Source organism: Nonomuraea sp. IBHARD001 (assembly GCF_056106265.1).
Genome location: NZ_JBWBBW010000002.1, coordinates 4,941,628 through 4,962,986 on the forward strand (window position 1 = coordinate 4,941,628; position 21,359 = coordinate 4,962,986).

Annotated in this window: 23 protein-coding genes; 9 read left to right on the plus strand and 14 right to left on the minus strand. The window is 71.7% G+C overall.

Annotated features, from left to right (window positions below; translation table 11 throughout):
• Positions 1 to 3 precede the first annotated feature (3 nt).
• Positions 4 to 759, plus strand: coding sequence for a peptidylprolyl isomerase (locus ACTWNK_RS24555; protein WP_474306845.1), 756 nt, complete (start codon positions 4 to 6; stop codon positions 757 to 759).
• A 22-nt stretch (positions 760 to 781) separates the two neighbouring features.
• Here the strand turns inward: ACTWNK_RS24555 and ACTWNK_RS24560 are convergent, their stop codons facing one another.
• Positions 782 to 1,642 (minus strand): TIGR03619 family F420-dependent LLM class oxidoreductase, encoded by an 861-nt coding sequence (locus ACTWNK_RS24560; protein WP_474306846.1) that lies wholly within the window; start codon positions 1,640 to 1,642, stop codon positions 782 to 784.
• Positions 1,643 to 1,797: 155 nt separating this feature from the next.
• Between ACTWNK_RS24560 and ACTWNK_RS24565 the strand changes: the two genes are divergently transcribed.
• A complete protein-coding gene (locus ACTWNK_RS24565; protein ID WP_474306847.1) occupies positions 1,798 to 2,361 on the plus strand; it encodes a dihydrofolate reductase family protein in 564 nt (187 codons plus the stop codon).
• Here the strand turns inward: ACTWNK_RS24565 and ACTWNK_RS24570 are convergent.
• From ACTWNK_RS24570 to ACTWNK_RS24590, 5 genes are all read right to left on the minus strand, one after another.
• Positions 2,327 to 5,935 carry a protein kinase domain-containing protein gene (locus tag ACTWNK_RS24570; RefSeq protein ID WP_474306848.1) on the minus strand — a complete coding sequence of 1,203 codons (3,609 nt, stop codon included), beginning with the start codon at positions 5,933 to 5,935 and terminating at the stop codon, positions 2,327 to 2,329. The genes ACTWNK_RS24565 and ACTWNK_RS24570 overlap by 35 nt on opposite strands.
• Positions 5,936 to 5,941: 6 nt before the next feature.
• Positions 5,942 to 6,280 carry a hypothetical protein gene (locus ACTWNK_RS24575; RefSeq protein WP_474306849.1) on the minus strand — a complete coding sequence of 113 codons (339 nt, stop codon included), beginning with the start codon at positions 6,278 to 6,280 and terminating at the stop codon, positions 5,942 to 5,944.
• A 214-nt stretch (positions 6,281 to 6,494) separates the two neighbouring features.
• Positions 6,495 to 6,971 (minus strand): hypothetical protein, encoded by a 477-nt coding sequence (locus tag ACTWNK_RS24580; RefSeq protein WP_474306850.1) that lies wholly within the window; start codon positions 6,969 to 6,971, stop codon positions 6,495 to 6,497.
• An 83-nt stretch (positions 6,972 to 7,054) separates the two neighbouring features.
• Positions 7,055 to 8,158 carry an ABC transporter permease gene (locus tag ACTWNK_RS24585; RefSeq protein WP_474306851.1) on the minus strand — a complete coding sequence of 368 codons (1,104 nt, stop codon included), beginning with the start codon at positions 8,156 to 8,158 and terminating at the stop codon, positions 7,055 to 7,057.
• Positions 8,155 to 9,030, minus strand: coding sequence for an ABC transporter ATP-binding protein (locus tag ACTWNK_RS24590; protein ID WP_474306852.1), 876 nt, complete (start codon positions 9,028 to 9,030; stop codon positions 8,155 to 8,157). The genes ACTWNK_RS24585 and ACTWNK_RS24590 overlap by 4 nt, the downstream gene beginning before the upstream one ends.
• Positions 9,031 to 9,239: 209 nt before the next feature.
• Here ACTWNK_RS24590 and ACTWNK_RS24595 point away from each other — a divergent pair, with 209 nt between their 5' ends.
• The 3 genes from ACTWNK_RS24595 to ACTWNK_RS24605 all read left to right on the plus strand — a co-directional run bounded on the left by ACTWNK_RS24595 (position 9,240) and on the right by ACTWNK_RS24605 (position 11,252).
• Complete coding sequence (locus ACTWNK_RS24595) at positions 9,240 to 10,499, plus strand: serine/threonine-protein kinase (protein ID WP_474306853.1); 1,260 nt, start codon at positions 9,240 to 9,242, stop codon at positions 10,497 to 10,499.
• 118 nt (positions 10,500 to 10,617) lie between these two features.
• Positions 10,618 to 11,106 (plus strand): hypothetical protein, encoded by a 489-nt coding sequence (locus ACTWNK_RS24600; RefSeq protein WP_474306854.1) that lies wholly within the window; start codon positions 10,618 to 10,620, stop codon positions 11,104 to 11,106.
• A 23-nt stretch (positions 11,107 to 11,129) separates the two neighbouring features.
• On the plus strand, positions 11,130 to 11,252 hold the full coding sequence (locus ACTWNK_RS24605; RefSeq protein ID WP_474306855.1) for a hypothetical protein: 123 nt from the start codon (positions 11,130 to 11,132) through the stop codon (positions 11,250 to 11,252).
• Between the two features lie 32 nt (positions 11,253 to 11,284).
• On the opposite strand, the gene ACTWNK_RS24610 is transcribed toward ACTWNK_RS24605, so the two are convergent.
• Positions 11,285 to 12,124 (minus strand): alpha/beta fold hydrolase, encoded by an 840-nt coding sequence (locus tag ACTWNK_RS24610; RefSeq protein ID WP_474306856.1) that lies wholly within the window; start codon positions 12,122 to 12,124, stop codon positions 11,285 to 11,287.
• 106 nt (positions 12,125 to 12,230) lie between these two features.
• Here ACTWNK_RS24610 and ACTWNK_RS24615 point away from each other — a divergent pair, with 106 nt between their 5' ends.
• Positions 12,231 to 12,770 (plus strand): GAF domain-containing protein, encoded by a 540-nt coding sequence (locus ACTWNK_RS24615; RefSeq protein ID WP_474306857.1) that lies wholly within the window; start codon positions 12,231 to 12,233, stop codon positions 12,768 to 12,770.
• A gap of 36 nt (positions 12,771 to 12,806) precedes the next feature.
• Entirely contained in the window at positions 12,807 to 13,688 is an 882-nt protein-coding gene (locus ACTWNK_RS24620) for an LLM class flavin-dependent oxidoreductase (RefSeq protein ID WP_474306858.1), read from the plus strand.
• Here ACTWNK_RS24620 and ACTWNK_RS24625 read toward each other — a convergent pair.
• The 3 genes from ACTWNK_RS24625 to ACTWNK_RS24635 all read right to left on the minus strand — a co-directional run bounded on the left by ACTWNK_RS24625 (position 13,680) and on the right by ACTWNK_RS24635 (position 16,896).
• Positions 13,680 to 15,341: an ABC-F family ATP-binding cassette domain-containing protein gene (locus tag ACTWNK_RS24625; protein WP_474306860.1), complete on the minus strand. Its 1,662-nt coding sequence runs from the start codon at positions 15,339 to 15,341 to the stop codon at positions 13,680 to 13,682. The genes ACTWNK_RS24620 and ACTWNK_RS24625 overlap by 9 nt on opposite strands.
• Positions 15,342 to 15,927: 586 nt before the next feature.
• Positions 15,928 to 16,251 (minus strand): hypothetical protein, encoded by a 324-nt coding sequence (locus ACTWNK_RS24630; protein WP_474306861.1) that lies wholly within the window; start codon positions 16,249 to 16,251, stop codon positions 15,928 to 15,930.
• A gap of 159 nt (positions 16,252 to 16,410) precedes the next feature.
• Positions 16,411 to 16,896, minus strand: a complete 486-nt coding sequence (locus tag ACTWNK_RS24635) for an ATP-binding protein (protein ID WP_474306862.1) — start codon at positions 16,894 to 16,896, stop codon at positions 16,411 to 16,413.
• A 406-nt stretch (positions 16,897 to 17,302) separates the two neighbouring features.
• On the opposite strand from ACTWNK_RS24635, the gene ACTWNK_RS24640 reads away from it, so the two are divergent.
• Both ACTWNK_RS24640 and ACTWNK_RS24645 read left to right on the plus strand, forming a co-directional pair.
• Positions 17,303 to 18,127: a helix-turn-helix domain-containing protein gene (locus ACTWNK_RS24640; RefSeq protein ID WP_474306863.1), complete on the plus strand. Its 825-nt coding sequence runs from the start codon at positions 17,303 to 17,305 to the stop codon at positions 18,125 to 18,127.
• Entirely contained in the window at positions 18,109 to 18,327 is a 219-nt protein-coding gene (locus tag ACTWNK_RS24645; protein ID WP_474306864.1) for a DUF397 domain-containing protein, read from the plus strand. Before ACTWNK_RS24640 ends, ACTWNK_RS24645 begins: the two co-directional genes overlap by 19 nt.
• Before the next feature lie 78 nt (positions 18,328 to 18,405).
• Here ACTWNK_RS24645 and ACTWNK_RS24650 read toward each other — a convergent pair whose 3' ends face one another.
• The 4 genes from ACTWNK_RS24650 to ACTWNK_RS24665 form a co-directional block, all read right to left on the minus strand.
• Complete coding sequence (locus ACTWNK_RS24650) at positions 18,406 to 18,714, minus strand: hypothetical protein (protein WP_474306865.1); 309 nt, start codon at positions 18,712 to 18,714, stop codon at positions 18,406 to 18,408.
• A gap of 53 nt (positions 18,715 to 18,767) precedes the next feature.
• Positions 18,768 to 19,475 (minus strand): hypothetical protein, encoded by a 708-nt coding sequence (locus ACTWNK_RS24655; RefSeq protein WP_474306866.1) that lies wholly within the window; start codon positions 19,473 to 19,475, stop codon positions 18,768 to 18,770.
• Between the two features lie 116 nt (positions 19,476 to 19,591).
• Positions 19,592 to 20,239, minus strand: a complete 648-nt coding sequence (locus ACTWNK_RS24660; protein ID WP_474306867.1) for a response regulator — start codon at positions 20,237 to 20,239, stop codon at positions 19,592 to 19,594.
• Positions 20,239 to 21,324, minus strand: coding sequence for a sensor histidine kinase (locus tag ACTWNK_RS24665; protein ID WP_474306868.1), 1,086 nt, complete (start codon positions 21,322 to 21,324; stop codon positions 20,239 to 20,241). The genes ACTWNK_RS24660 and ACTWNK_RS24665 overlap by 1 nt, the downstream gene beginning before the upstream one ends.
• Between the last annotated feature and the right edge of the window lie 35 nt (positions 21,325 to 21,359).

A 21,359-nucleotide genomic window follows, 5' to 3' on the forward strand; every position in this document is an offset into this window, starting at 1 on the left:
CCCATGTCCGACACCCCACTGTTACGCCTCGTGGCGCGCGCCGCGGTGGCCGCCGCGACGACCGGATCGCTGGTCGCGCTCGGCGCCTTCCCCGCCGCCGCCACGGACGGGGGCGAGCCCAGGCCGCCCAGGACGACCAAGGGGCCCTGCCAGTACACCGAGACCCCCGACGACCCGGCCGTACGCAAGGTCGGCCTGCCGCCTGACCCGCGCCGCACGCCGACCAGGCGCGTCTCGGCCGTCCTGAAGACCAATCACGGCGACATCGGCCTGCGCCTGGACGCCGCCAAGGCGCCCTGCACCGTGCAGAGCTTCGTGCACCTGACCAGGCACCGCTTCTACGACCGCACCTCCTGCCACCGCATCACCGCGTACGACCGGCTGAAGGTGCTGCAGTGCGGCGACCCGAGCTTCACCGGCGAGGGCGGCCCCGGCTACAAGTACAAGGACGAACTGCCCGTCGGCCTGCCCAACTGGCCGGGCGACACGACCGGCGTGCGCAAGACCTACGCGCGCGGCGTGCTGGCCATGGCCAACGCGGGGCCCAACACCAACGGCAGTCAGTTCTTCCTCGTCTACGGCGACTCCGGCCTGCCGCCCAACTACACGATCTTCGGCACGGTGGACGCGGCCGGGCTGGCCGCACTCGACCGCATCGCCGCCGGTGGCATCCAGCCCGTGCCCGACGGCCCCACGCCGCCCGTCGACGGCAAGCCGGTGCTGCCCGCCGACATCCGCGACGCGCGCGTCTGCGGCTGAGCCCACCGCTCGCCCCCGCCGCTCAGGCGGGGGCCAGCCCCATCCTGGCCGCGAACCCCGTCAGCTCGTCCCGCTGCTCGGCGGCGTCGACGGCGGCCGAGCTCACCACGACACGCGTCACGCCCTGCCCGGCCAGCTCCTCCACCCGCTCGGGCGTGATGTCGAGCGAGCCGAACCTGGTGTGCTCCAGCGCCGAAGGGTCGCGTCCGGCCGCGACGGCGCTCTCGCGGGCGAGATCCCACTGCAGGTCGCGTTCCCGCTGGGTGAGCGAGCCTCCGGGGAAGTACCCGTCGCCGCGCGCTCCCGCCCGGCGGGCCGCCGCCCTGCTCGAACCGCCTACGTGGACCGGCAGGTGCGTGCCGCCGTGCGGCTTGGGATAGCTGCACAGCGCCTCGAAGCCGAAGAACTCCCCCTGGAAGTCCACCCCTTCGGGCCCGCCGCCCCACAGCAGCCGCAGCACGTCGATCGCCTCGTCGGCACGCCTGCCCCTGCTCGCGAAGTCCACGCCGAGCGCCGCCGCCTCACCCGGCAGGCTGCCGAGCCCCACGGTCAGCAGCCGCATCCTCCCCTTCGACAGCACGTCGACGCTGGCCAGCCGCTTGGCCAGGATGACCGGATGGTGGTACGGCAGCAGCAGCACGCCGGTCCCCAGCAGGATCCGCTCGGTCGCCGCCGCGACGAAGGCCAGGCAGTCGAGCGGATCGACGTACTCCAGCGACGTCGGAATCTCGTAGGACCCCACCTTGGCCCCCGGGTACAGCACGATGTGCTCGGGCACGTACAGCGACTCGAACCCCACCTCCTCCGCCAGCACCGCGAAGGCCCTCAGCCGGTCGGGCCCGGCCCCGTGCAACGGCGTGCTGTAACTGATCCCGAACTTCATCCGATCGGCCTTTCCTCGTGTTCACGCAGGTCGCGGCCAGGTTAGAACGTTGCCACCGGTGTCAGGGCAAGCCGTAGGTATCCCGTAAACGATCCGTAAGCCGCCCCCGCCAAGCTGAAGGCACATCGAGAACGACACCCGAGGGGAAACACATCATGCGTACGTTCAAGCTCCAGGTCCAGGTCACCGCCGACGGCTACATGGCGGGCCCGAACGGCGAGATGGACTGGGTCACCCACACCTGGAGCGACGACCTCAGCGCCTACGCCGACGCGCTGACCGCCTCCGTCGACCTCATCGTGCTCGGCCGCAGGCTGGCCGAGGGGTTCATCCCCACCTGGGCCGCGCAGCCCGACACCGAGACGCAGGCGACCGCCGACTGGATGAACACCACGCCCAAGGTCGTCCTGTCCCGCTCGCTGACCGACTCGCCGTGGGAGGGCGTGCGCGTCGCGGGCGGCGATCTGGCCGCGGTCGTGCACGACCTCAAGGCGGCGCCCGGCGGCGACATCATCACCTACGGCGGCGCCACCCTGGCCGCCGCCCTCATCGCCGAAGGCCTGCTGGACGAGCTGCACGTGTTCGTCAACCCGGTCGCGATCGGCTCCGGCCTGCCGCTCTTCCCCGCCGACGGGACCACGCGGCACCTGACGCCCAGGTCGGTCACGCCGTTCGAGTGCGGCGTCACGGCCTTCCACTTCGAGCCGAAGCGCTCCTGAGCGCCGGGCACGGATCGGCGTAGGGCACCTCGTCGCCCGCCAGCTCGCGCCAGTCCGCGGGGCTCAACGTGACGCCCGCGCGCTCGCACACGGGACCGGCCGCCCGTCCGGCGTCGATCAGCACGTCCTGCAGCGTGCCGTCGGCCCCGAGCACCCGCAGCACGCCGCCCGGCAGGAACGCCACGCTCGCCATCGGCTCACGCCAGGCCTGCGTCCCGGCCGTCGACACCGTGCGCGGGGCGCCGAGCACGCCGCCGCTCCGCAGGTCGAACACGGTGATCCGCTGGTCGTGCCCGACGACCAGCGTGCGCCCGTCCGGCCCGAACTCCGCGCCGCGCACCACACCGCCGACCCGGAACACCTGTCCCGTCGGCCGCCACGTGCGCGTGTCCCACATCGCCACGGCCATGCTCCCGTACGGCGACAGCGCCCGCCCGCCGGTGCTGTCGTACACCATCCAGTGCCTGGCCTGGGTGCCGGGTGCGGCCGAACGCGGCACGACCTTGCGGGTGGTCAGGTCGATCACGTCCACCCTGAGCGGGTCGCCGATCGACAGCCAGCGGCCGTCGGGGCTGAAGGACGGCGCTCCGGCCGCGACGTCGACGAACGAGGTGGTCTTCCCGCCGTCGCGCAGGTCGGCCAGCAGCAGGCTGCCGTGGCCGTAGCCGTCGTTCGACATCGTGTAGGCGACGGCCAGCCAGCGGCCGTCGGGGCTGAAGCGCATGGCGGCCTTGTTGTCGGCCATGCCCCTGGCCGACAACGGGGCGATGTCGGCGATCTTGCGTCCGGTGGCCGTCTCCCAGAGGGTGAAGGGCAGGTCGGTGCTGTTCTCGCCGGTGGTGACGAGCGTGGCGCCGTCGGGGCTGACGGAGGCGGCCATCGTGATGCCCGCGTCGAACACCGGCGCGACGGCCGTGCCCTTGCGCTCGAAGCCGGGCACCGACCAGGCCAGCGCCTTCTTGCCGACGACGGCGAAAGCGGTCGTGCCGTCCGCGCTCAGCCGGGGTTCGAGCGCGCCGGGCGGCACGGTGGGCGCCGGGTGCGTGTGGCGAGCGATGTCGTACACCGTGACCTGGCCCGAGTCGTCGAGCAGGGTCAGGCGGCGGTTGTCGGCGCTGATGACCGGCCGGGCGGCGCCGGGTGCGGGCGCGGTCAGCCTGAGCAGGACCGCGCCGTCCGACACGCGCCACAGGGTGATCTCGGGTGTCGTGGCGTCGCCGTAGCCGGGCGGGTGGTCGAGGGTGACCATGTACGCGCCGTCGGCGGAGAAGTCGGCGCTTCCCGCCTGGGCGGCGAACACGCGCTGCTCGCGCCTGCCGGTCCGGGCCGACCACACCGACAGCCATTCGTCCTCGGCGACGACGAACCTGCGGCCGTCGGGGGTGGCGCCGACCATCATGCCGGGCGGCGAGGGGCGCAACGGGCGTGACGCGCCGTCCGGCAGGTCGCGGACGGTGGCGGGCGTGCCTTCGGCGTAGTCGTCCCTGGTGACGACGAAGCGGTCGGAGCCGCCGACCACGACGTCCGACACGCCCGCCTTGACGAACCTGCCCTTCGACAGCTGCCACAGGCCGACGAACGGGCCGCCCAGGTTGGCCTTGACCTCCAGGTAGCCGCCTCCCGGGCTGAAGTCCAGCGTGGCGTCGACCCGGAAGGCCTCGCTGTACTCGGCGCCCGTGTGTGTGCCTAGCGACCTGCCGGTGCGCAGGCTCCACAGGCTCAGGGTGCCGTTCGAGGCCAGCGCGAGGGTGTCGCCGTCGGGGCCGAGCGCGGCCCGGAACGGGCCCTGGCCGACGCCGGTGAAGTGCCGCGTGCGTACGCCGTCGGCCACCCGGTGCACACTGACCTCGTCGGCACCGGCGCTCACCAGCAGCGCGCCGTCGCGGCTGAGCGCCCTGCCGGTGTTGGTCAGGCGGGGGTCCCTGAAGGTGTGCTGCTGCGGCTGGGTGAGCGAGCCGAGCACCGCCGACCTGGACTCGGGCACGTCCGCCATGCGGTAGGCGGCCACGCTCAGCGCCATCGCCCTGGCCGGCTCGGACTCGCGCAGCGACTCGGCGCGCGCCGCCATCGACCTGGCCCGCTGCTGGGCCTGCTGGTCGGCCAGCCGCCTGTCGCTGTCGCGGCTGAGCCCGGCCTGCTGCCAGGCCACCAGGCCCGCCGCCAGCGCCGCGACCAGCAGCACCGCCACGCCGCCCGTCACCAGCCTGCGCCGCACGCCGGCACGGGCCGCCCGCTGCACACTGGCCTGGACGAAGGCGGCCTCGACGCCGTTGAGCGTCAGGTGCTCGGGTGCCGACGGCGCCCAGCCGAGCGTCTCGCGCAGGGCGGTGCCGTGCAGGAGGTCCTCGGGGTGACGCCCGTGCCCCTGCCAGCGGTGTGCCGCCTCGCCCAGCCTGCGATGGCGGGCCAGCGCGTCCCGGTCGCCCGCCACCCATTCGTGCAGCCGGGGCCACGCGCGCAGCAGCGCGGCACGCCCCATCGTGACGGCCTCGCCCTCCCGTTCGACCAGCCCCGCGCGTTCCAGCCCGGCCAGGACCCGCTCGGTGTCAGGCCCGTCCCCGGCGAGCTCCTCCACCCGGGTACGGCGTGCCGACTCCTCGCCCTCGCGCACGTCGACCAGGCGCAGCAGGACCTGGCGTGCGATCTGGCGCTCGTTCGGGGGCAGGGCCGCGTAGAAGTGCTCGGCCACCTGGCCGAGCGCGGGCGGCGGCGCGAGATCGCGCGGCGGCAGCACGGCGGCGGCGGCCCTGGCCCCTTCGGCCATCGCGGGGCCGTACCCGGACCGCGAGGTGTCCCCGTGCCCCGCCGCGAGCAGCGCGGTCAGCAGGCCGGGCGCGGTCGGCCTGGCCGCCGGGTCCTTGTCCAGCGCCGAGGCGACCAGCGAGCGCAGCGGCTCGGCCAGCATCGACAGGTCCGGCTGTTCGGTGAGCAGCCGGTGGATCACCGCGACCGTGGTCGGCGCGCGGAACAGGTCGAGGCCGGTGGCGGCGAAACACACCAGGGCGCCCCAGGCGAACACATCGGCCGGAGCCTGCGCGCTCCCGCCGTCGAACACCTCGGGCGCCATGTACATCGGCGTGCCGGTCAGCTCGCCGCTCGACGTCATCGACAGCCCCGCGGCCCTGGCGATCCCGAAGTCGATCACCCGGGGGCCGTCCGGGCCGAGCAGCACGTTCTCCGGCTTCAGGTCGCGGTGCACGACACCCGCCTGGTGGATGGCGGCCAGCGCCGTCGCCACCCCGAGCGCCAGCCGGTGCAGGTCGTCGCCCCCGAACGGCGCCGCCCGGCGCAGGCTCGGCCCCGGCACGAACTCCGTCACCAGGTACGGCCGCTCCGCCTCCAGGTCGTGCCCGATGATCCGCGCCGTGCAGAACGACGCCACCCGCTGGGCCGCGCCCACCTCCCGGAGGAAGCGCCGCCGCAGGGTCGAGTCCCCCGGCAGGTAGGCGTGCAGCACCTTCACCGCGACCCGGTTGCCCGCCTCGTCGTAGGCTTCGTACACCACGCCCTGCCCACCGGCGCCCAGCCGACCGGCCATCCAGTACTGCCCCAGCCGTAATGGCTCCCCGTTCATGCGTGCTTAGACGCGATCGCCATCGTTTTGGTTGTGGGCGGGCGTGCGGTCGAGCGGCACGTAGGCCGAGCTCCGTCCCGAGCGGTCGGGGAGGCCGAGCCCGGCGAAGAAGCTCCTGGTGTGCTTCTCCCTGTACGTCACCCAGTTGGCCGCATGCGTGACGCCCGTGAGGAGCAGGTCGTCGCGAACCCGCCTGCCGAGCGACTCGGCGACCTCCCTGGCCCTGGGCGAGGCCGCGACGTACAACTCGTCGAACACGCACAGGCCGGTGGCCGGCTGATGAACGCGCAGCACGATCTCCCCCAGCGACTTTCCACGGTCACCGTCCGGCCCTCCCTCGCGCACAACGGATCCCAGTGGAAGGCGAACCAGATGAGCGAGGTGGCGAGCACGGGATGGGCTTCGGCCCACACGTCGTCGAAGAGGAACCACTGCTCGTGACCGAGGTACTGGTCCCGCAGCAGCAACTGCGCGCTGTGCTCGCCGACCCGCACCACCGAACCCTCACGTCCGGGCGGCAGCGCACGCGTCTCGGCCTCTTCACGCGCCGCCTCGCCGCCTACGGCCAGCGCTCCTCCTGTGTCACGCGCTCGCCCAGGCTCCAGGCCGGCACCGGCGACGCGAAAGCCCGCGCGTCCGCGGTGGTCACGTCCGGCAGCGGCCCCTCGTGCAGGGCGAAGGCCCACCGCCACGGCTCCCGGGTGACGACGTCGTCGTCGAGCAGGTAGTAGGCGATCTCGTGATCGATGCCACTGACCAGGACACGCAGGCTGTGGGCGTCGCCGTTGCACTGTTCGACGTCCAGCAGGCAGGTCCTGGCCAGCGAGAGCAGATCGGTCATGTCCTGCGGCACAGGGCCCTCGTGGTCGATGAGCTGATCAAGCCCGAATACGTCGAAGCCGAACTCCCGTTGCAGGCACTCCGTGCCGTCCTCGTCCCAGACGCGGCCGAGCCAGGCCAGCACGGTGGGATCGGGCAGACGCCGTACGGTCTTGCCGAGGAGGCCGGCCGCCCAGGAGCGGTAGATCAGGTACATGCGGGTCATCCTGGTGCATGTCCGAGCCCGGCGGGTGGCGCTCGCTCGGCGCGCACCCGCCGGACCCTGCCGGGCCTTGCGCCTCAGCCCGCCTGGCGGCCTCGGGCGCGCAGGACCTCGCCGAGCTTCACCCTGGCGCCCGTACGCAGGACGGCGCCCTGGTAGATACGCGCGCCCAGCAGCAGCACACCGGCCACGGCGAGCGCCATCAGCCCGGCCGCGAGCGCGCTCTCCCACAGCGGCACGGGAGAGGCGGCGGTGCGCACGGGCATCACCATCGAGGAGAACGGCGGGATCAGCGACATGATCCTGGCCACCGAACTGCCGGGCTCGGCCGCGGCGTAGAACGACGTCAGGTACGTGATCATGAGCGTCATCGTCATCGGCGTCAGCACACTGTTGAGCTCCTCCTGCCGCGACACCAGCGACCCGAAGGCCGCCGCGAGCGCCGAGAAGAAGGCGTATCCCAGCAGGAACCACACCACCGTGCTCACCACGATGCCCGTCATACCGGGCGGCAGGTCGGAGGCCAGGCCGCTGGCGAACGCGGCGCCCAGACCGGCGGCCAGCACGACCACCAGGTTGACCAGGCCCAGGATGCCCAGACCGACGATCTTGCCGCCGAGCAGCTGCCACGGCCGTACCGAGGTGAGCAGCAGTTCGACGATCCTGCTGCCCTTCTCCTCGACCACGCCCATCGCCACGTACATCGCGGAGAAGATCAGCTGGAAGAACAGCAGCAGCACCAGCACACTGGCCAGACCCGAGCGGACCCCCTCGTAGCGGGCGTCGGGGTCGAGCGTCCGCACGTTCAGCGGCGTCAGCGTCACGCCGGACGCCTGCAGCTGCCTGCTCTGGTTGGCGTTCTCCAGCAGCAGGTGCAGGCGCTGTTCGAGCTCGCCGCCGCTCAGCACGCGGTCGGGCGCGATGAGCACGGCGTCGACCTTGTCGTCGAGCACGGCCTGCCTGGCCGCCGCCTCGTCCGGGTACGGCGTGAAGGTCAGGCCCTCGACCGGCTGGGCCGAGCCGACCAGGCCGACCTCGTAGGCGTCGGGCCCGGCGAACACCTTGGGCAGGAAGGCCAGCGCCGCCACCAGCAGCGCGCTGACGGCCAGGCTGATCAGGAAGCCCTTGGTGGCGATCCTGACCGCGATCTCCCTGCGGGCCACGAGCCAGAGCCCCTTCATGCCACGGCCTCTCTGAAGATCTTGGTAAGGGTCGGCTGGTCCCAGCCGAAGTGTTCGACCTCTCCGGCCTGCAGCGCGGCGCGCAGGATGGCCTGCTCGTCGCCCTCGGTGGTGACCAGCACCTGGCGCTCGCCCTCGACGCTGACCGGCAGGCCCCCGGCCCACCCGCCCTCGTCACGCGCCCCGCGTACGACCACGCGCAACACGCGGCTGCCGCGCCCGCGCAGCTCCTCGACCGTGCCCGAGGCGACCATGCGCCCGGCCGAGATGATGCCGACCGAGTCGCACATCCGCTCGACCAGCTCAAGCTGATGGCTGGAGAAGATCACCGGCACGCCCGACCTGGACCGCTCCTCCAGCACCTCGGCCAGCGCGTCGACCGCGATCGGGTCGAGGCCGGAGAAGGGCTCGTCGAGCACCAGGGCGATCGGCGTGTGCACGAGTGCGACGGCGAGCTGAACGCGCTGCTGGTTGCCCAGCGACAGCGCCTCGACCGCGTCGCCCCTGCGCTCGCCCAGGCCGAGCCTGCCGATCAGCTCGTCCGCCGCCTTGGCCGCGGCCGGGGCGTCCAGGCCGTGCAGCCTGCCGAAGTAGACGATCTGCTCGGCGACCTTCATCTTCTGATACAGGCCGCGCTCTTCGGGCATGTAGCCGAACCTGCGCCTGTCCTCGAAGCCGATCGGCGCGCCGTCCCAGGTGACGCTTCCGGCGTCCGGGGAGAGTACCCCCATCACGATGCGCATCGTGGTGGTCTTGCCCGCGCCGTTGGCTCCCACGAAGCCGAACATCTCGCCACTCGCCACGGCGAAACTCACCGCGTCCAGGGCGAGCTTGTCCCCGTACCTCTTCTGTACGTCGTGAATCTCAAGCACCGATGATCCTTGTCAGAATGCCAGGGGATGGTAGTGAAAGGTGTGTGCTCAACAACGAGCCACCCCCCGCGATCGTTTCCCCCGCGATCACGATCCGCCCCGGAACCGTAGCAAACCACCGCCCAAACGACAGAGCCGGATAAACGGGATGAGCTGCCCGGCGACCGGTCACGGGCTTGAGCAGGCCCGCAGCGGGTAGGTACGCGCCCATGTCCTCCCCGCCGCCCGACCTCTCCCCGCCGCACGAGGGGCAGGCTGTCGCCGGGCGCTATCGCCTGCTGGGCGAGCTGGGGCGGGGCGGGATGGGCGCGGTGTGGCGGGCCAGGGACGAGCTCCTCGACCGCGAGGTGGCCATCAAGGAGCTGATCCTGCCGGTACGGCTCTCGCCCGCCGAGCATGCCGACGCCGTCGAGCGGGTGCTGCGTGAGGCCAGGCTGGCGGCCAGGTTACGGCATCCGCACATCGCCGCCGTGCACGACGTCCTGCTCACGGGGCAGCGGCCCTGGATCGTGCTGGAGCTGGTGCCCTCGCGCAGTCTGGCCGACGTCATCGCCGCCGAGGGGCCGCTGGAGCCCGCGACCGCCGCACATGTCGGCGCCCAGGTGCTCGACGCCCTGCGGGCCGCGCACGCGGCGGGCGTCCTGCACCGCGACATCAAACCAGCCAACATCCTCATCAGCGGCGACATCGCCGGAGGGCGGCCCGAGGCCGTGCTGACCGACTTCGGGCTCGCGGCCGACGCCACCGAGACCGGCGGGCACGACCACCTGCTGCGCGACGGCATGGTCGTCGGCACGCCCGCCTACATCGCGCCCGAGCGGGCCGGAGGGCAGCCCGCCACGCCGCAGGGTGACCTGTGGTCGCTCGGCGCCACCCTCTACACGGCCGTCGAGGCCCGGCCGCCGTTCGGGCACAGCAGTCCGATGGCCGTCATGGCCGCCATCGTCTCGACCGATCCGCCGCCGCCGCGCAACGCCGGGCCCCTGGAGCCGGTCATCACCGGGCTGCTGCGCAAGGACCCCGCCCTGCGCCTGGACGCCGCCACCGCCTGCGACCTGCTGCACCGCGTCTCACACGACCTGCCCACACCCGTGCCCGTCGCGCCCGCTCCCGATGTGTCCCCGGCGCCGCGTGCCGCCGGGCGGCATCGGCACCGGCACCGGGCTCCGGGTGGTCCCCGGCGTACGACGAGGCTGGTGACCGCGCTGGCCGTCGTGCTGGCGGGCGCCGCGCTCACCGGGCTGCCCATGCCCGGCCGCGCCCCGGCGGCCACGGCGCCCGGGAGCGTGCCTTCGGCTCCCGTTCCGCTGCCGCGCACGGACATGCTGGGCACTCCGATGACCGTCGAGCAGAACGCGGGCCTGCTGTCCCCGCAGCGCCGCGAGGCGGCCATCCCGCCCGACAAATCCGACAAATCCGGAAAGGCGGGCAAGCGGCACAAGGGGAAGAAGCGCGCGCACCGTCACTGATCGGCCCCCGGGTCCGACAGATCCGCGACAGCACGTCCTGCCATCCTCACCAGCGTCAGCGCGTCCGCCCACGACCTTCCTCGCGGCCGGCCGCGCCCCGCGACAGGAAGGAACACACGTGCGTTCAGCGAATCGGACGGCCGCCGCCCTGACGGCCATCACCCTGGGCTGCGGCCTGCTCTCGACCGCCTCACCGGCGAGCGCGGGCACGGCGGCGGCGGGGACGTGCGGCGCCGGGTACGCCAAGATCGGCGTCTACCCCCTGCTCACCACCCCGGGTGCGCGACGGGGCCAGGGGCCGAAGGTGGGCGGCCACCTCACGGTGTACTACTCGGCGAAGACGAAGATGAACTGCGCCATCACCAGGCCGATCCCCGAGTGGGTCGGCGCGGCGACGAGAATCACCGTGCACATCGCCCGCAGCGACGGCTCGGCGGGCCAGTCCGACGGCTACACCTCCTACTACCACTCCTACGCGGGCCCCGTACGGGTGAAGGCCCCGGCGGGCGGGCGGGCCTGCATCGACGTCGTCGGCAGCGTCGAGGCGCCCGAGCGGGTGCAGACGGGCGGCTACTCCGTCAAGAAGGAGCTCATCCACTGCAACTGACGGCGGGCGCACTGCGCCAGGACGTGACGGGAGCCGACGTGTTCGCCCTGATGAACGCGGCGGCGTGGGTCGGCGAACACATGTCGCTCCAACGGGCCGGGCGACTCGTCACCCTGACCAAGTCGGGGCTGCTGACTGCTTCTTGAGCATCCGCACAAGGACTTGCCCCCGGAAGCGCCTACGCCAGGAATGTCTCGATCGTCCCCGCGAAGCGTGCGGCGTCGTCGTGCCAGGGGAAGTGCCCGGCGCCCGGCTGTTCGGCGTAGTGCGCCCCCGCGAACAGCCCGGCGTACTCACGCACCACCGACGGCGGGCTGTTGAGGTCGACCTGCCCGGCCACCAGCAGCACCCGCCCGCCGAAGGCGGCCAGCGCCTCCCGCAGGGCCGCCGGGTCGAAGGCGCCTTCGGCGGCGAAGAGGGCCGCGGCCTCGTCGTTGCGGTGGGCGTCCTGGCCGCTGTCGTAAGCCTGGGTGGCCGCGTCCCATCGGGCGTAGTAGAACGGCGCGATGGCCTCGCGGCTGTGCGGGCCGCCCTTTCCCGCGACGAGGTCCTCAAGCGCGGCGTACGCGGGGCCGTACCAGGTCTCGCCCTGGCGGGTGCGGGCCACCCGCAGTCTGGCCTCGGCGGTGGTCGCGATGCCCACGGCCACCGTGCTGGGCGTCGCGAGGACCAGCGTGCGCACCCGGCCGGGGTACCTGGCGGCGTAGGAGACGGCCAGGTTGGCGCCCGCCGAGTGGCCCAGCAGGTCGAGGCGTTCGAGCCCCAGGTGCACACGCAGCGCCTCGACGTCGTCGACCTGCCGGTCGCAGCGGTAGGAGGAGACGTCGGCGGGTACGGCCGAGCCGCCCGTGCCCCGGGGGTCGGCCAGGACGAGCCGCCGTCGCGCCGAGAGCCCGCCCAGGTCGCCGAGGTAGGCGCAGTCCTGCATCGGCCCGCCCGGCAGGCAGACCAGCTCGGGCCCCTCCCCCGCCTCCCGGTAGGCCAGAACGGTCGCGTCGTGAGCTGCGTAGACGGGCATGGCAGAGACCCTGACAGCGACCTTCGCCCGGGGCAACTCCATTTCCTTTCCCTCCGGCCGATCCCCCGTCGCGGCCCCGGCTCCCGCACTGGCACGATGGGACATAATGGAATACATCCGACAATCAGCAGTGCAAGCCTTCCTTCATCCCGGCCTCGGTCTGCCGGGCATCAGGCGTGCCCGCGTGCTGGAGAGCGCCCTGGACGCCGCCATCGAGCTCCTCGACGCCGACATGGGCAATGTCCAGCTCTTCGACAGCTCCGTCGACGGCCTGCGCATGAGTGCGCACAGGGGGTTCGCCGAGCCGTTCCTGCGCTTCTTCGACGTCGTCGGCGCGGGCGGCGCGTCGGTCTGCGGAAGGGCACTGGCCTCGGGCCGCTCGACAACCGTGCAGGACGTCGCCTACGACCCGTCGCTGGCGGGCAGTCAGGCACGGCGGGTGCTCCTGGATGCGGGCGTGCGCAGTGTGCAGTCCACACCGCTGGCCGACGAGCACGGCAGACTGCTGGGCATGATCTCGGTGCACCACCGCCGGGTGCACCACCTGACCGCGGTGAACGAGCGACTGCTGTGCCCGCTCGCCCGTCGGGCCGGACGCCTGCTCGGATCGTATGTCGAGAACGGCGTCACCGCTCCGACCTCCTGACGACACGACGCGAAGCCCGTCGCAGGAGAGTGAGAGATGACCGTGAACCACATCCGCATAGGTGTCGCCCTGCCCAACCAGGGCCCGTACGCCGGCCCCGAGGCCATCGCGACCGTCGCCAGGGCGGCCGACCGCCTGGGCCTGCACAGCGTGTCGGTCTCCGAACGGCTGCTGCTGCCCGCCGGGCCCGGCTGGACGAACGAGATGGGCCTGCCCGAGACCTACGTCTGGGACGCGCTGGAGACCCTGACCTGGGTGGCGGCGCTCACCACCCGCGTACGGCTGTGCACCGGCGTCGTCAACGCGCTGTTCCAGCCGCCGATCGTGCTGGCCAGACGGCTGAGCACGATCGATCGGCTGTCCGGAGGGCGGCTGGACGCGGGGATCGGGCAGGGCTGGCTGCCCGAGGAGTTCGAGGCGACCGGCGTGCCGCTGTCCCGTAGAGGGGCCGGGTTCGAGGACTACGTCGCCGCCCTGCGCGCCTGCCTCGGTCCCGACCCGGTGCGGCACGACGGCCCGTACTACCCGCTGCCGATCTCCACCGTCGGCCCCAAGCCGCTCGGCGAGCTGCCGCTCCTCATCGGCGCACTCGCCAGGCCCGCCGTCGAACGCGCCGCGCGGATCGGCGACGGGCTGATCAGCGCGGTACGCGACTGGGAGACCAGTGCGCGCGAGATCGGCTGGTACCGCGAAGCCGGAGGCAAGGGCCCGGTCGTGCTGCGGATCGGGCACCCGTACGAGGGTCCTGACACCACGGCGGAGGAGTTCGTGTCCTCCGCGCTCGCCGATCTGCGGGCCGCGGCCGAGGTCGGGGCGGACGAGCTGCAGTTCGAACCGAACCTCGCCCTCATCCCCCCCGACCGCCAGGTCGACCTGCTCAACGCCCTGGCCGCCAAGGCGCTGCCCGGCTCAGCCTGACCGCTGCTCCTCCAGCAGCAGGCGTACCTCGTCCGCACTGCTCTCCTGGAGCTCCTCGCCGAGCACCAGCCATCGGGTGACACCGATCGACTCCAGGAACGGCAGGTCGTGCGCGGCCACCAGCAGGGCGCCCTCGAAGCCGTCGAGCGCGCCGCGCAACTGGCGGACGCCCGACAGGTCGAGGTTGTTCGTCGGCTCGTCCAGGATGAGCAGCTGCGGTGCGGGCTCGGCCAGCATCGTCGCGGCGAGCGCGGCACGGAAGCGCTCGCCGCCGGACAGCGTGCCCACGAGCTGGTCGGCCCGCGCCCCCTTGAACAGGAAGCGCGCCAGCTGCGCCCTGATCCGGTTGGCCTCCACACCCGGCGCATGGGCGGCGACATTGGCCGCCACGCTCAGCCCGTCGTCGAGCACGTCCAGGCGCTGCGGCAGGAACCTCGCCGGCACATGCGTCCTGGCCTCGCCCGCCAGCGGCTCCAGCTCGCCGGTCAGCGTACGCAGCAGCGACGTCTTGCCCGCCCCGTTACGCCCGACCAGCGCGATCCGCTCGGGCCCGCGCACCTCAAGCTCGCCCTCGGCCAGCCTGCCGTACCTGGGCCGCAGGCCGCGCAGGGTGAGCACGGTACGGCCCGCGGGCACGGCGGTGTGCGGGAGGTCGACCCGGATCTCGGCGTCGTCGCGCACAGCGTCGGCCGCCTCCTCGCGGCGCTGCCTGGCCTCGCGCAGGCGTTCCTCGTGCAGCAGGCGCAGTTTGTCGCCCGACTCCTGCGCCGAGCGTTTGCGCTCGCCCGCGACGATGCGGGGGGCACGGCGCTGGGCGTCCATCTTCTTGCTGTGGCGGGCCCGGCGGGCCACCTTGATCTGCGCCTCCTCCAGCTCGCGTTTCTGCCTGCGCACGTCCGCGTCGGCGACGCGGAGCATCCGGCCCGCGGCCTCCTGCTGGGTGGCGAGCGCGCTTTCGTAGGCCGACCAGCCGCCTCCGTACAGGGTGACCGAGCCCGAGCGCAGATCGGCGATGCGGTCCACGCGCTCCAGCAGGTCGCGGTCGTGGCTGACGACGACGAGCACACCCGAGCGCCAGGCGTCGACCGCCTCGTACAGCCTGCGCCTGGCGAACAGGTCGAGGTTGTTGGTCGGCTCGTCCAGCAGCAGCACATCGGGCCTGCGCAACAGGACGGCGGCCAGGCGCAGCAGCACGGTCTCGCCGCCCGACATCTGCCCCACGGTCCGGTCGAGGCCCACGTCGCCGAGCCCGAGCGCGCCGAGCGTCGCCGCGGCGCGCTCCTCGACGTCCCAGGCGTCGCCGATGACCTCGTAGTGCTCCTCTGCGACGTCGCCGCTCTCGATGGCGCGCAGGGCGGCCCTGCGTCCGGCGATGCCGAGCGCCTCCTCCACACGCAGGCCGGTGTCGAGGGTGACGTTCTGCGGCAGGTAGCCGAGGCTGCCGCCGACGCTCACCGAGCCCCGCGCCGGGGTGAGCTCGCCCGCGAGCAGGCGCAACAGGGTGGACTTGCCGCTGCCGTTGACACCGACGAGCCCGGTACGGCCCTTGCCGAGGCCGAGCGAGAGCTCCTCGAACAGCGGCGTGCCGTCCGGCCAGGCGAAGGACAGCGCCGAGCACGTCAGGGACGGGCCTTGGGTGATGGGATGGGCCATGAAGATCCTCGCAGTCGCATACGTGATGATCAGGAGCGTCGTATGCGAGCACCGCGCGGCGACCGAGCCGGAACAGAAGGGTGCGTCCGCCCACGGACAGAGGGGCGATTCACAGCACCGAGGTCGCATCCACGCGGAGCCACGAGCATCAACATCGTGACGAAAGCCGCGGGGTGTTCGCGAACCTCAGATGCGCAACGTCCACCTCTATCGGAGACAACAGGACCCTCCCATGCTACCTCCTCACCCACGAAAGGCATCACCGGTGTGATGACCGTGAGGCTTGCGGCCGCGTGGAACAGAGCGAGCGTCCCTGGTGGAAGGCCTCGGTGACGACGGCCTCGCGGTCGGTGTGCCCTGTCGCCGCGAGTCCGAGCCCCTCCAGCTCGCGGGGGGGCCGAGCAGATGCGGCGCGGGCGCTTCCACGCGGTGCACGAGCATGGCCGCCAGCACACTCTCGCCCCTGGACGCCGCCCGCGCGCCGCGCGGCGTTCCTCGCGCGAGGAGTCCTTGAGCAGGTAGCCGGTCTCCCCGGCCTCGATCGCGGGGCAGGACGTCTCTCCCACGCCGCTGCACCGGTTCAAGGTCACATCCGCGAACCCGGAGCACGCTGCCGAACAACCGGCCGCCCACCCAGCAGGCCGTCGAAGTCCCCGCGCGTCACACGGGACACGAACGCCTCCCACTCCTTCTCCTCCACCTCCACCACCCGGCGCACATCGGCGATCACGAGGCGCACCCGCCCGTCCGCAGTACGATCCGGCTCGTACGCACCCGACCGCACCCCGGTCAGGAACCACGCCCACGCCGTGACGTACAGCAGCGCCACATTGGTACGCGGTTGCCCCTCCACGTACAAACGCACGTGATCCGGCGCATCCGCGCTCACCCTCACCATGAGCGCGTTCACGGCAGAGCACCCGCCCCATGCGGCAGTTGCTCCACCAGCCACCTAGGGCCACCACCGCTCACGACATGCCCCCTTCCGCCCCCGGTGCCCGGCACCCCTCACCAGCGCCACACCGGCACGACAGCGTCGCGATGGGCTCCAGACGATGCACCACGAAACTCACCCCGTGGTCTTCATCGCCGGGCAGGGCATGAGCCCACCAGGCCCGAACGCGGGCACGCGGAACCAGACATGGCACCCGCCGCCCTCTTCTTCCTGCTCAACGCCCCACTCGGCGCTGAACTGCTGTACCAGCCACAGACCACGGCCCCCTTCCGCGTCCTGCCCCGGCAGGACCGGTGACACCACCGGGACCGCCCTGCCACCCGCGTCGGACACCCTCACCCACACCTGACTCGAAGTCGGCCCCGCCACTGATCCCGGCTCCGGCTCCTCCACATCCAGCGTCACATCCAGCGCGAACAGACGGCCGGGCTTGCCCGACTTCGAGTGAAGAACCGCGTTCGTGATGAGTTCGGACACCATCAGCTCGATCACCTCAGCCCGGACAGCCACACCGGCCAGCGCCCCCGCAGCAGCCCGCCGAGCGACACCAACCGCCCACCGCTCACCCGGAAGTGCGATCCTCAGCAAGAGCGCGCTCATGTCAGCCCCTCCGCAAACCGCAGCGAAGCGCGCCCATCCAGAGCCGCCACCAGCCACGCCAGGCGGACTAGACGGATCATCTCTGGCTCAACACCCGTCAAGGGCGCTCTACGATTTCTCATGGGTCAGGACTCCTATTCCTGATCGCGGACCCGTCACCATCCACTGGTGCGGGTCCAACTGTTTAACTACGGGTCCAAATAGCCCTGTCGTGATCACTTCGCTTTCGTGGGCGCTCTGTCGAGATATCTACAGCCGATTCCGTGACTAACAGATTGCCGCCAGATAAGCTCTGGATACAGGCGCATTGACCGACAGTTCGACGACAGAATCCTTCTGAGCTGTAGGCGTCTTGTCATCAACTAGTCGGCAGCGGTAGAGGCAGCGGATACAACGCGAGGAGAGCATGGATAGCGCCCGTGACGAACGCCTGACTCCGCTTGAAAGATTCGGGCGTGAGCTTGCAAGGCTCCGCAGACAGGCACGGCTCTCTCAGAGGCGGCTCGGTGCCCGAGTAGATGTGTCGCCGTCTTATATCGGACATATCGAACTGGGCAATAGAACGCCGAAGCCAGAGCTTGCGGCCCGCTTTGACGAGGTTCTTGGATCGGGCGACCTCTTGACCCGGCTCAGTCAGACTATTGCGTCGCCTGCCGGGCCAGGTTGGTATATCGAATGGTCAGAGGCGATCGAACCCCGTGCTCATGTGCTTCGCAGTTGGGACCCGCTACTGATTCCAGGGCTACTACAGACCGAGAACTACGCCCGCGCGGTGTTTCGTGGCCATCTGACCACACCCGAAGACGTAGTAGAGGAGCAGGTACAGGCTCGAATGCGTCGCACTCTGATACTGGAGGTGGACCCACCCCCCGAGCTGTGGTTCCTGATCGACGAGTGGGCAATACGCCGCCCCATCGGCGGAGCCGCAGTCATGCGTGAGCAACTGGAGTACGTGCTCCTGATCGCGGAGCGACGCAGCATAACGGTCCAGCTCGTACCCGTTGACATGCCATGCACAGACGGGTTGATGTCGGCCTTCACGATTGCGGAGCTCGCCGGACCGACCACAGTCTCCATCGACTCTGCAGGTTCGGCAGACGTGTCAGCGGAGACGGAACTCGTGTCGCTGATCTGGAGTCGATATGACAGACTTCGATCAGAGGCGTATCGTCCAGGCGAATCGCTCAAAATGATCAAGGAAGCCGTACACCAATGGACTCAGCAGACCTGACTCCCGTGGATCTCTCCACGGCCACATGGAAGAAGAGTTCTCACAGCGGCAACAACGGTGGCCAGTGCGTGGAGGTCGCTAGCCTTCGTGGCCTTGTCGCCGTTCGTGACAGCAAGAACCCCGGTCGTCCAGCACTCGTCTTCACACGTGCCGAGTGGGTGGCATTCATTGGCGGAGTCAAGGACGGGGAGTTCGACTAGGTGCCTCCGAGAGCACCCCATTCCCCTAGTTCCATGAGGCGGTAGGACCGCCCCGTACCGAGTAGTCAATCCAATACCTCAGGTATCGCCCATCGGGCGGGGCCGCTCCACCCCCAGCGTGCGGTCGGCGGCGATGCGTGCCAGCCAGCCGAGTGCCGCGGTGAACAGCGGTGGCCAGTCGACCGGGCCGAAGGCGTAGAGGACGGCCAGCGCGAACGGGAGCCAGGCGAGGTGGGCCGCTCGCACGCGCGGCAGCAGGCCGGGCGCGATGAAGAGGAGCAGGGCCGATGCCGTCGTGGGCAGGCCGTACTTGAGCGACTCGAAGGCGGCGAAGGCCACCAGGAGGACGGCCGCCACACCCCAGGCGATGCGCACGGTCAGGGCCATGTGTCCTCCACGACTCAGCTAACGGCGTTAGCCACAGCATGCGGCTAACGCCGTTAGCTTGTCAAGGCGGCCAGCGCCTGGTCGGCCACCTTGTCGATCATGCCTTGGACGGTGGCGTTGCCGATGGGCTTGCCGTCGCGTACCCGGTGGCCCGGGATGTCGGCGCCGCTCGCGGTGATGGTGACGACGACGTTCGCCTTGCGCAGCACGGCCCTGCCCTCACCACGGCGGGCCTCGGCGACCTTGTAGACATAGAAGACGTAGTAGCCCTCGTCGTAGTCCTGTCCGACCTTGAGCGAGCCGACCTGCTTGATCGCCCCCTTGATCGAGGGCGCGCCGCCGAACACACTGGGCTGGCGGTAGTCACCCGTACGCATCCGCTCGAAGGCCATCTTGGCGTCACTCTCGGTGCCCGCCGTCCCCAGCAGGCCGGACTCGTAGGTGATCTTCATATCCCGGAACCGGTACGGCGGCGCCGTGCCCGGCTCGTTGGTCCACTTGCAGGCCACGTCGTACTTGTCGCGCTCGGCCTTGCGCATGCCGACGCTCGCCCTGGTCCTGGCGTCCAGCACACGACAGGGGGCCTTCGGCAGGGCGTACCCGGACTGCGACGGGGCGGGGGACTTCACGACCGCGGGGGTGGTCGGCGACGCCCGCCCGGTCTCACGCGGCGCCGCCTGAGGCGTCGGCAGCAGGCCGCACCCGGCCACCAGCAGCCCGGCCGTCCCCACGGCCGTGATCAACCCTTTGCGTCGTGCCATTTCCGTCCCCCTGAGCCGTTCCTGTGGTGCCAGCCCAGTACGGTAGCGGTCCGTGTCCGGGCTTGCCGCCCTTCGCCGATCGATGGCAGGAATCCCGCGAAATAGGGGGCATTTCGTCATTCGAGCCCGCCTGACCCTCTCCGGCGGAATGCCCAGGCCGCCACCTCCACCCGGTTACGCGCCCCGAGCTTGGCCTGGATACCGGTCAGATGGCCTTTGACCGTGCTCAGCGAGATGAACAGCTCGTCGGCGATCTCCCGGTTCGTCCGCCCGCGTGCGATCGCCGCGACCACCTCGCGCTCCCGTCGCGACAGGACGACCGGCGGGCCGGAGTCGGCGATACGCCGCAGCAGGCGTGTGGTGACCGACGGCGAGATCAACGCCTGCCCGGCGTGCGCCGCTCGCACCGCCTCGACCAGCAGCACGGGCCCCGCGTCCTTCAGCACGAACCCGGCCGCCCCGCCCCGCAGTGCGCCGTAGACGTACTCGTCCAGGTCGAACGTCGTCACCACGATCACCCTCAGCCGCTCCTCCGCCGCCACGCCCGGCCCGGCCAGCGCACGCGTCACCTCCACGCCGTCCAGGCCGGGCATCCTGACGTCCACCAGGCACACGTCCGGCCGCACCTCCCGGGCCAGCTCGACGGCCCGCCTGCCGTCGGCCGCCTCGCCGACCACCTCGATGTCAGGCTGGTCCTCCAGGATGACGCGCAGACTCGCCCGCACCATCGCCTGATCATCGGCCAGCAGCACGGTGATCCCCATCAGCGCCGCACCTCGCCGATCGGGAGGGTCGCCAGTACGGCCCAGCCGCCCGCCTGCCCGGGGCCCGCGCGCAGGGTCCCGCCCAGTGCCTCCAGCCGCTCGCGCATCCCGGCCAGGCCGTACCCGCCCCTGCGCACACGCCCGGCGGCGCCGTCGTCGACGACCTCCACGGTGAGGGCGTCGTGCGCCCGGGTGACCGTGACGTGGACGCTCGCCGCGCCTCCGGCGTGACGTGCCACATTCGTCAGCGACTCCCGCACGACGCGGTACACGGTGGCGCGCACCTCCGGCGGCCAGTCCGCCTCGTCGGGCGAGCTCAGCCGTACGTGCGGCCCTTCGAAGCGTGCGACCAGGTCGGCCAGCCGTTCGGCGTCGAGCGTGGCGAGGGCCGCGTCGCCGTCCTCGCGCAGCAGGCCGACGAGGCGGCGCATGGCCGAAAGGGCGTGCGAGCCCGCGGTCTCGATGCCGGTCAGCGAGCCGTCGAGCTCGTCGGGGCGCTTCCTGGCCAGCAGCCGGGCGGCCTGCGACTGCAGCACGATGCCGGTGACGTGGTGGGCGACGACGTCGTGCAGTTCCCTGGCCAGTTGCAGCCGTTCGTCCCTGCGGATCCGCCCGGCGACGACCTGCCGCCGCGCCGCCAGCAGCCTGGGCACGAGCCCGGCGCCGAGCGCGACGAACAGCGCGAGCAGGTTCAGCGCCGTCGCCGGTGGCAGCCCCGCCGGGGAGGGCGAGGTGGCCAGCCCGGCCACGATCACGACCAGCCAGGCCAGGGCGACCGCGCATACCTGCCGCCACGGCAGCCCACCGGCCGCACGCGCGGTGAGCACCCCGAGCCCGAGCACCATCGCGGGCCCCGGCTCGGCGGGCAGCTCCGCCTGCCAGGACACCAGTACGGCGCCCCCCGCGACCAGGAACGCCGGCAGCCACCGCACGCCGCCGATCAGCGTCAGCGCGCACACCACGGCTCCCGTCGCGCAGCCGAACGCCCAGGAGGCCGGCCCCCAGCTCTGCCCGACCCTGACCGCCCAGAACACCGACACCGCACCGAAGAGCGCCGCGAGCGCGGCCCTGCGCATTACCGCCATGCCGTACAGGCTAGGGAGATCACCCGTCGGCGCAG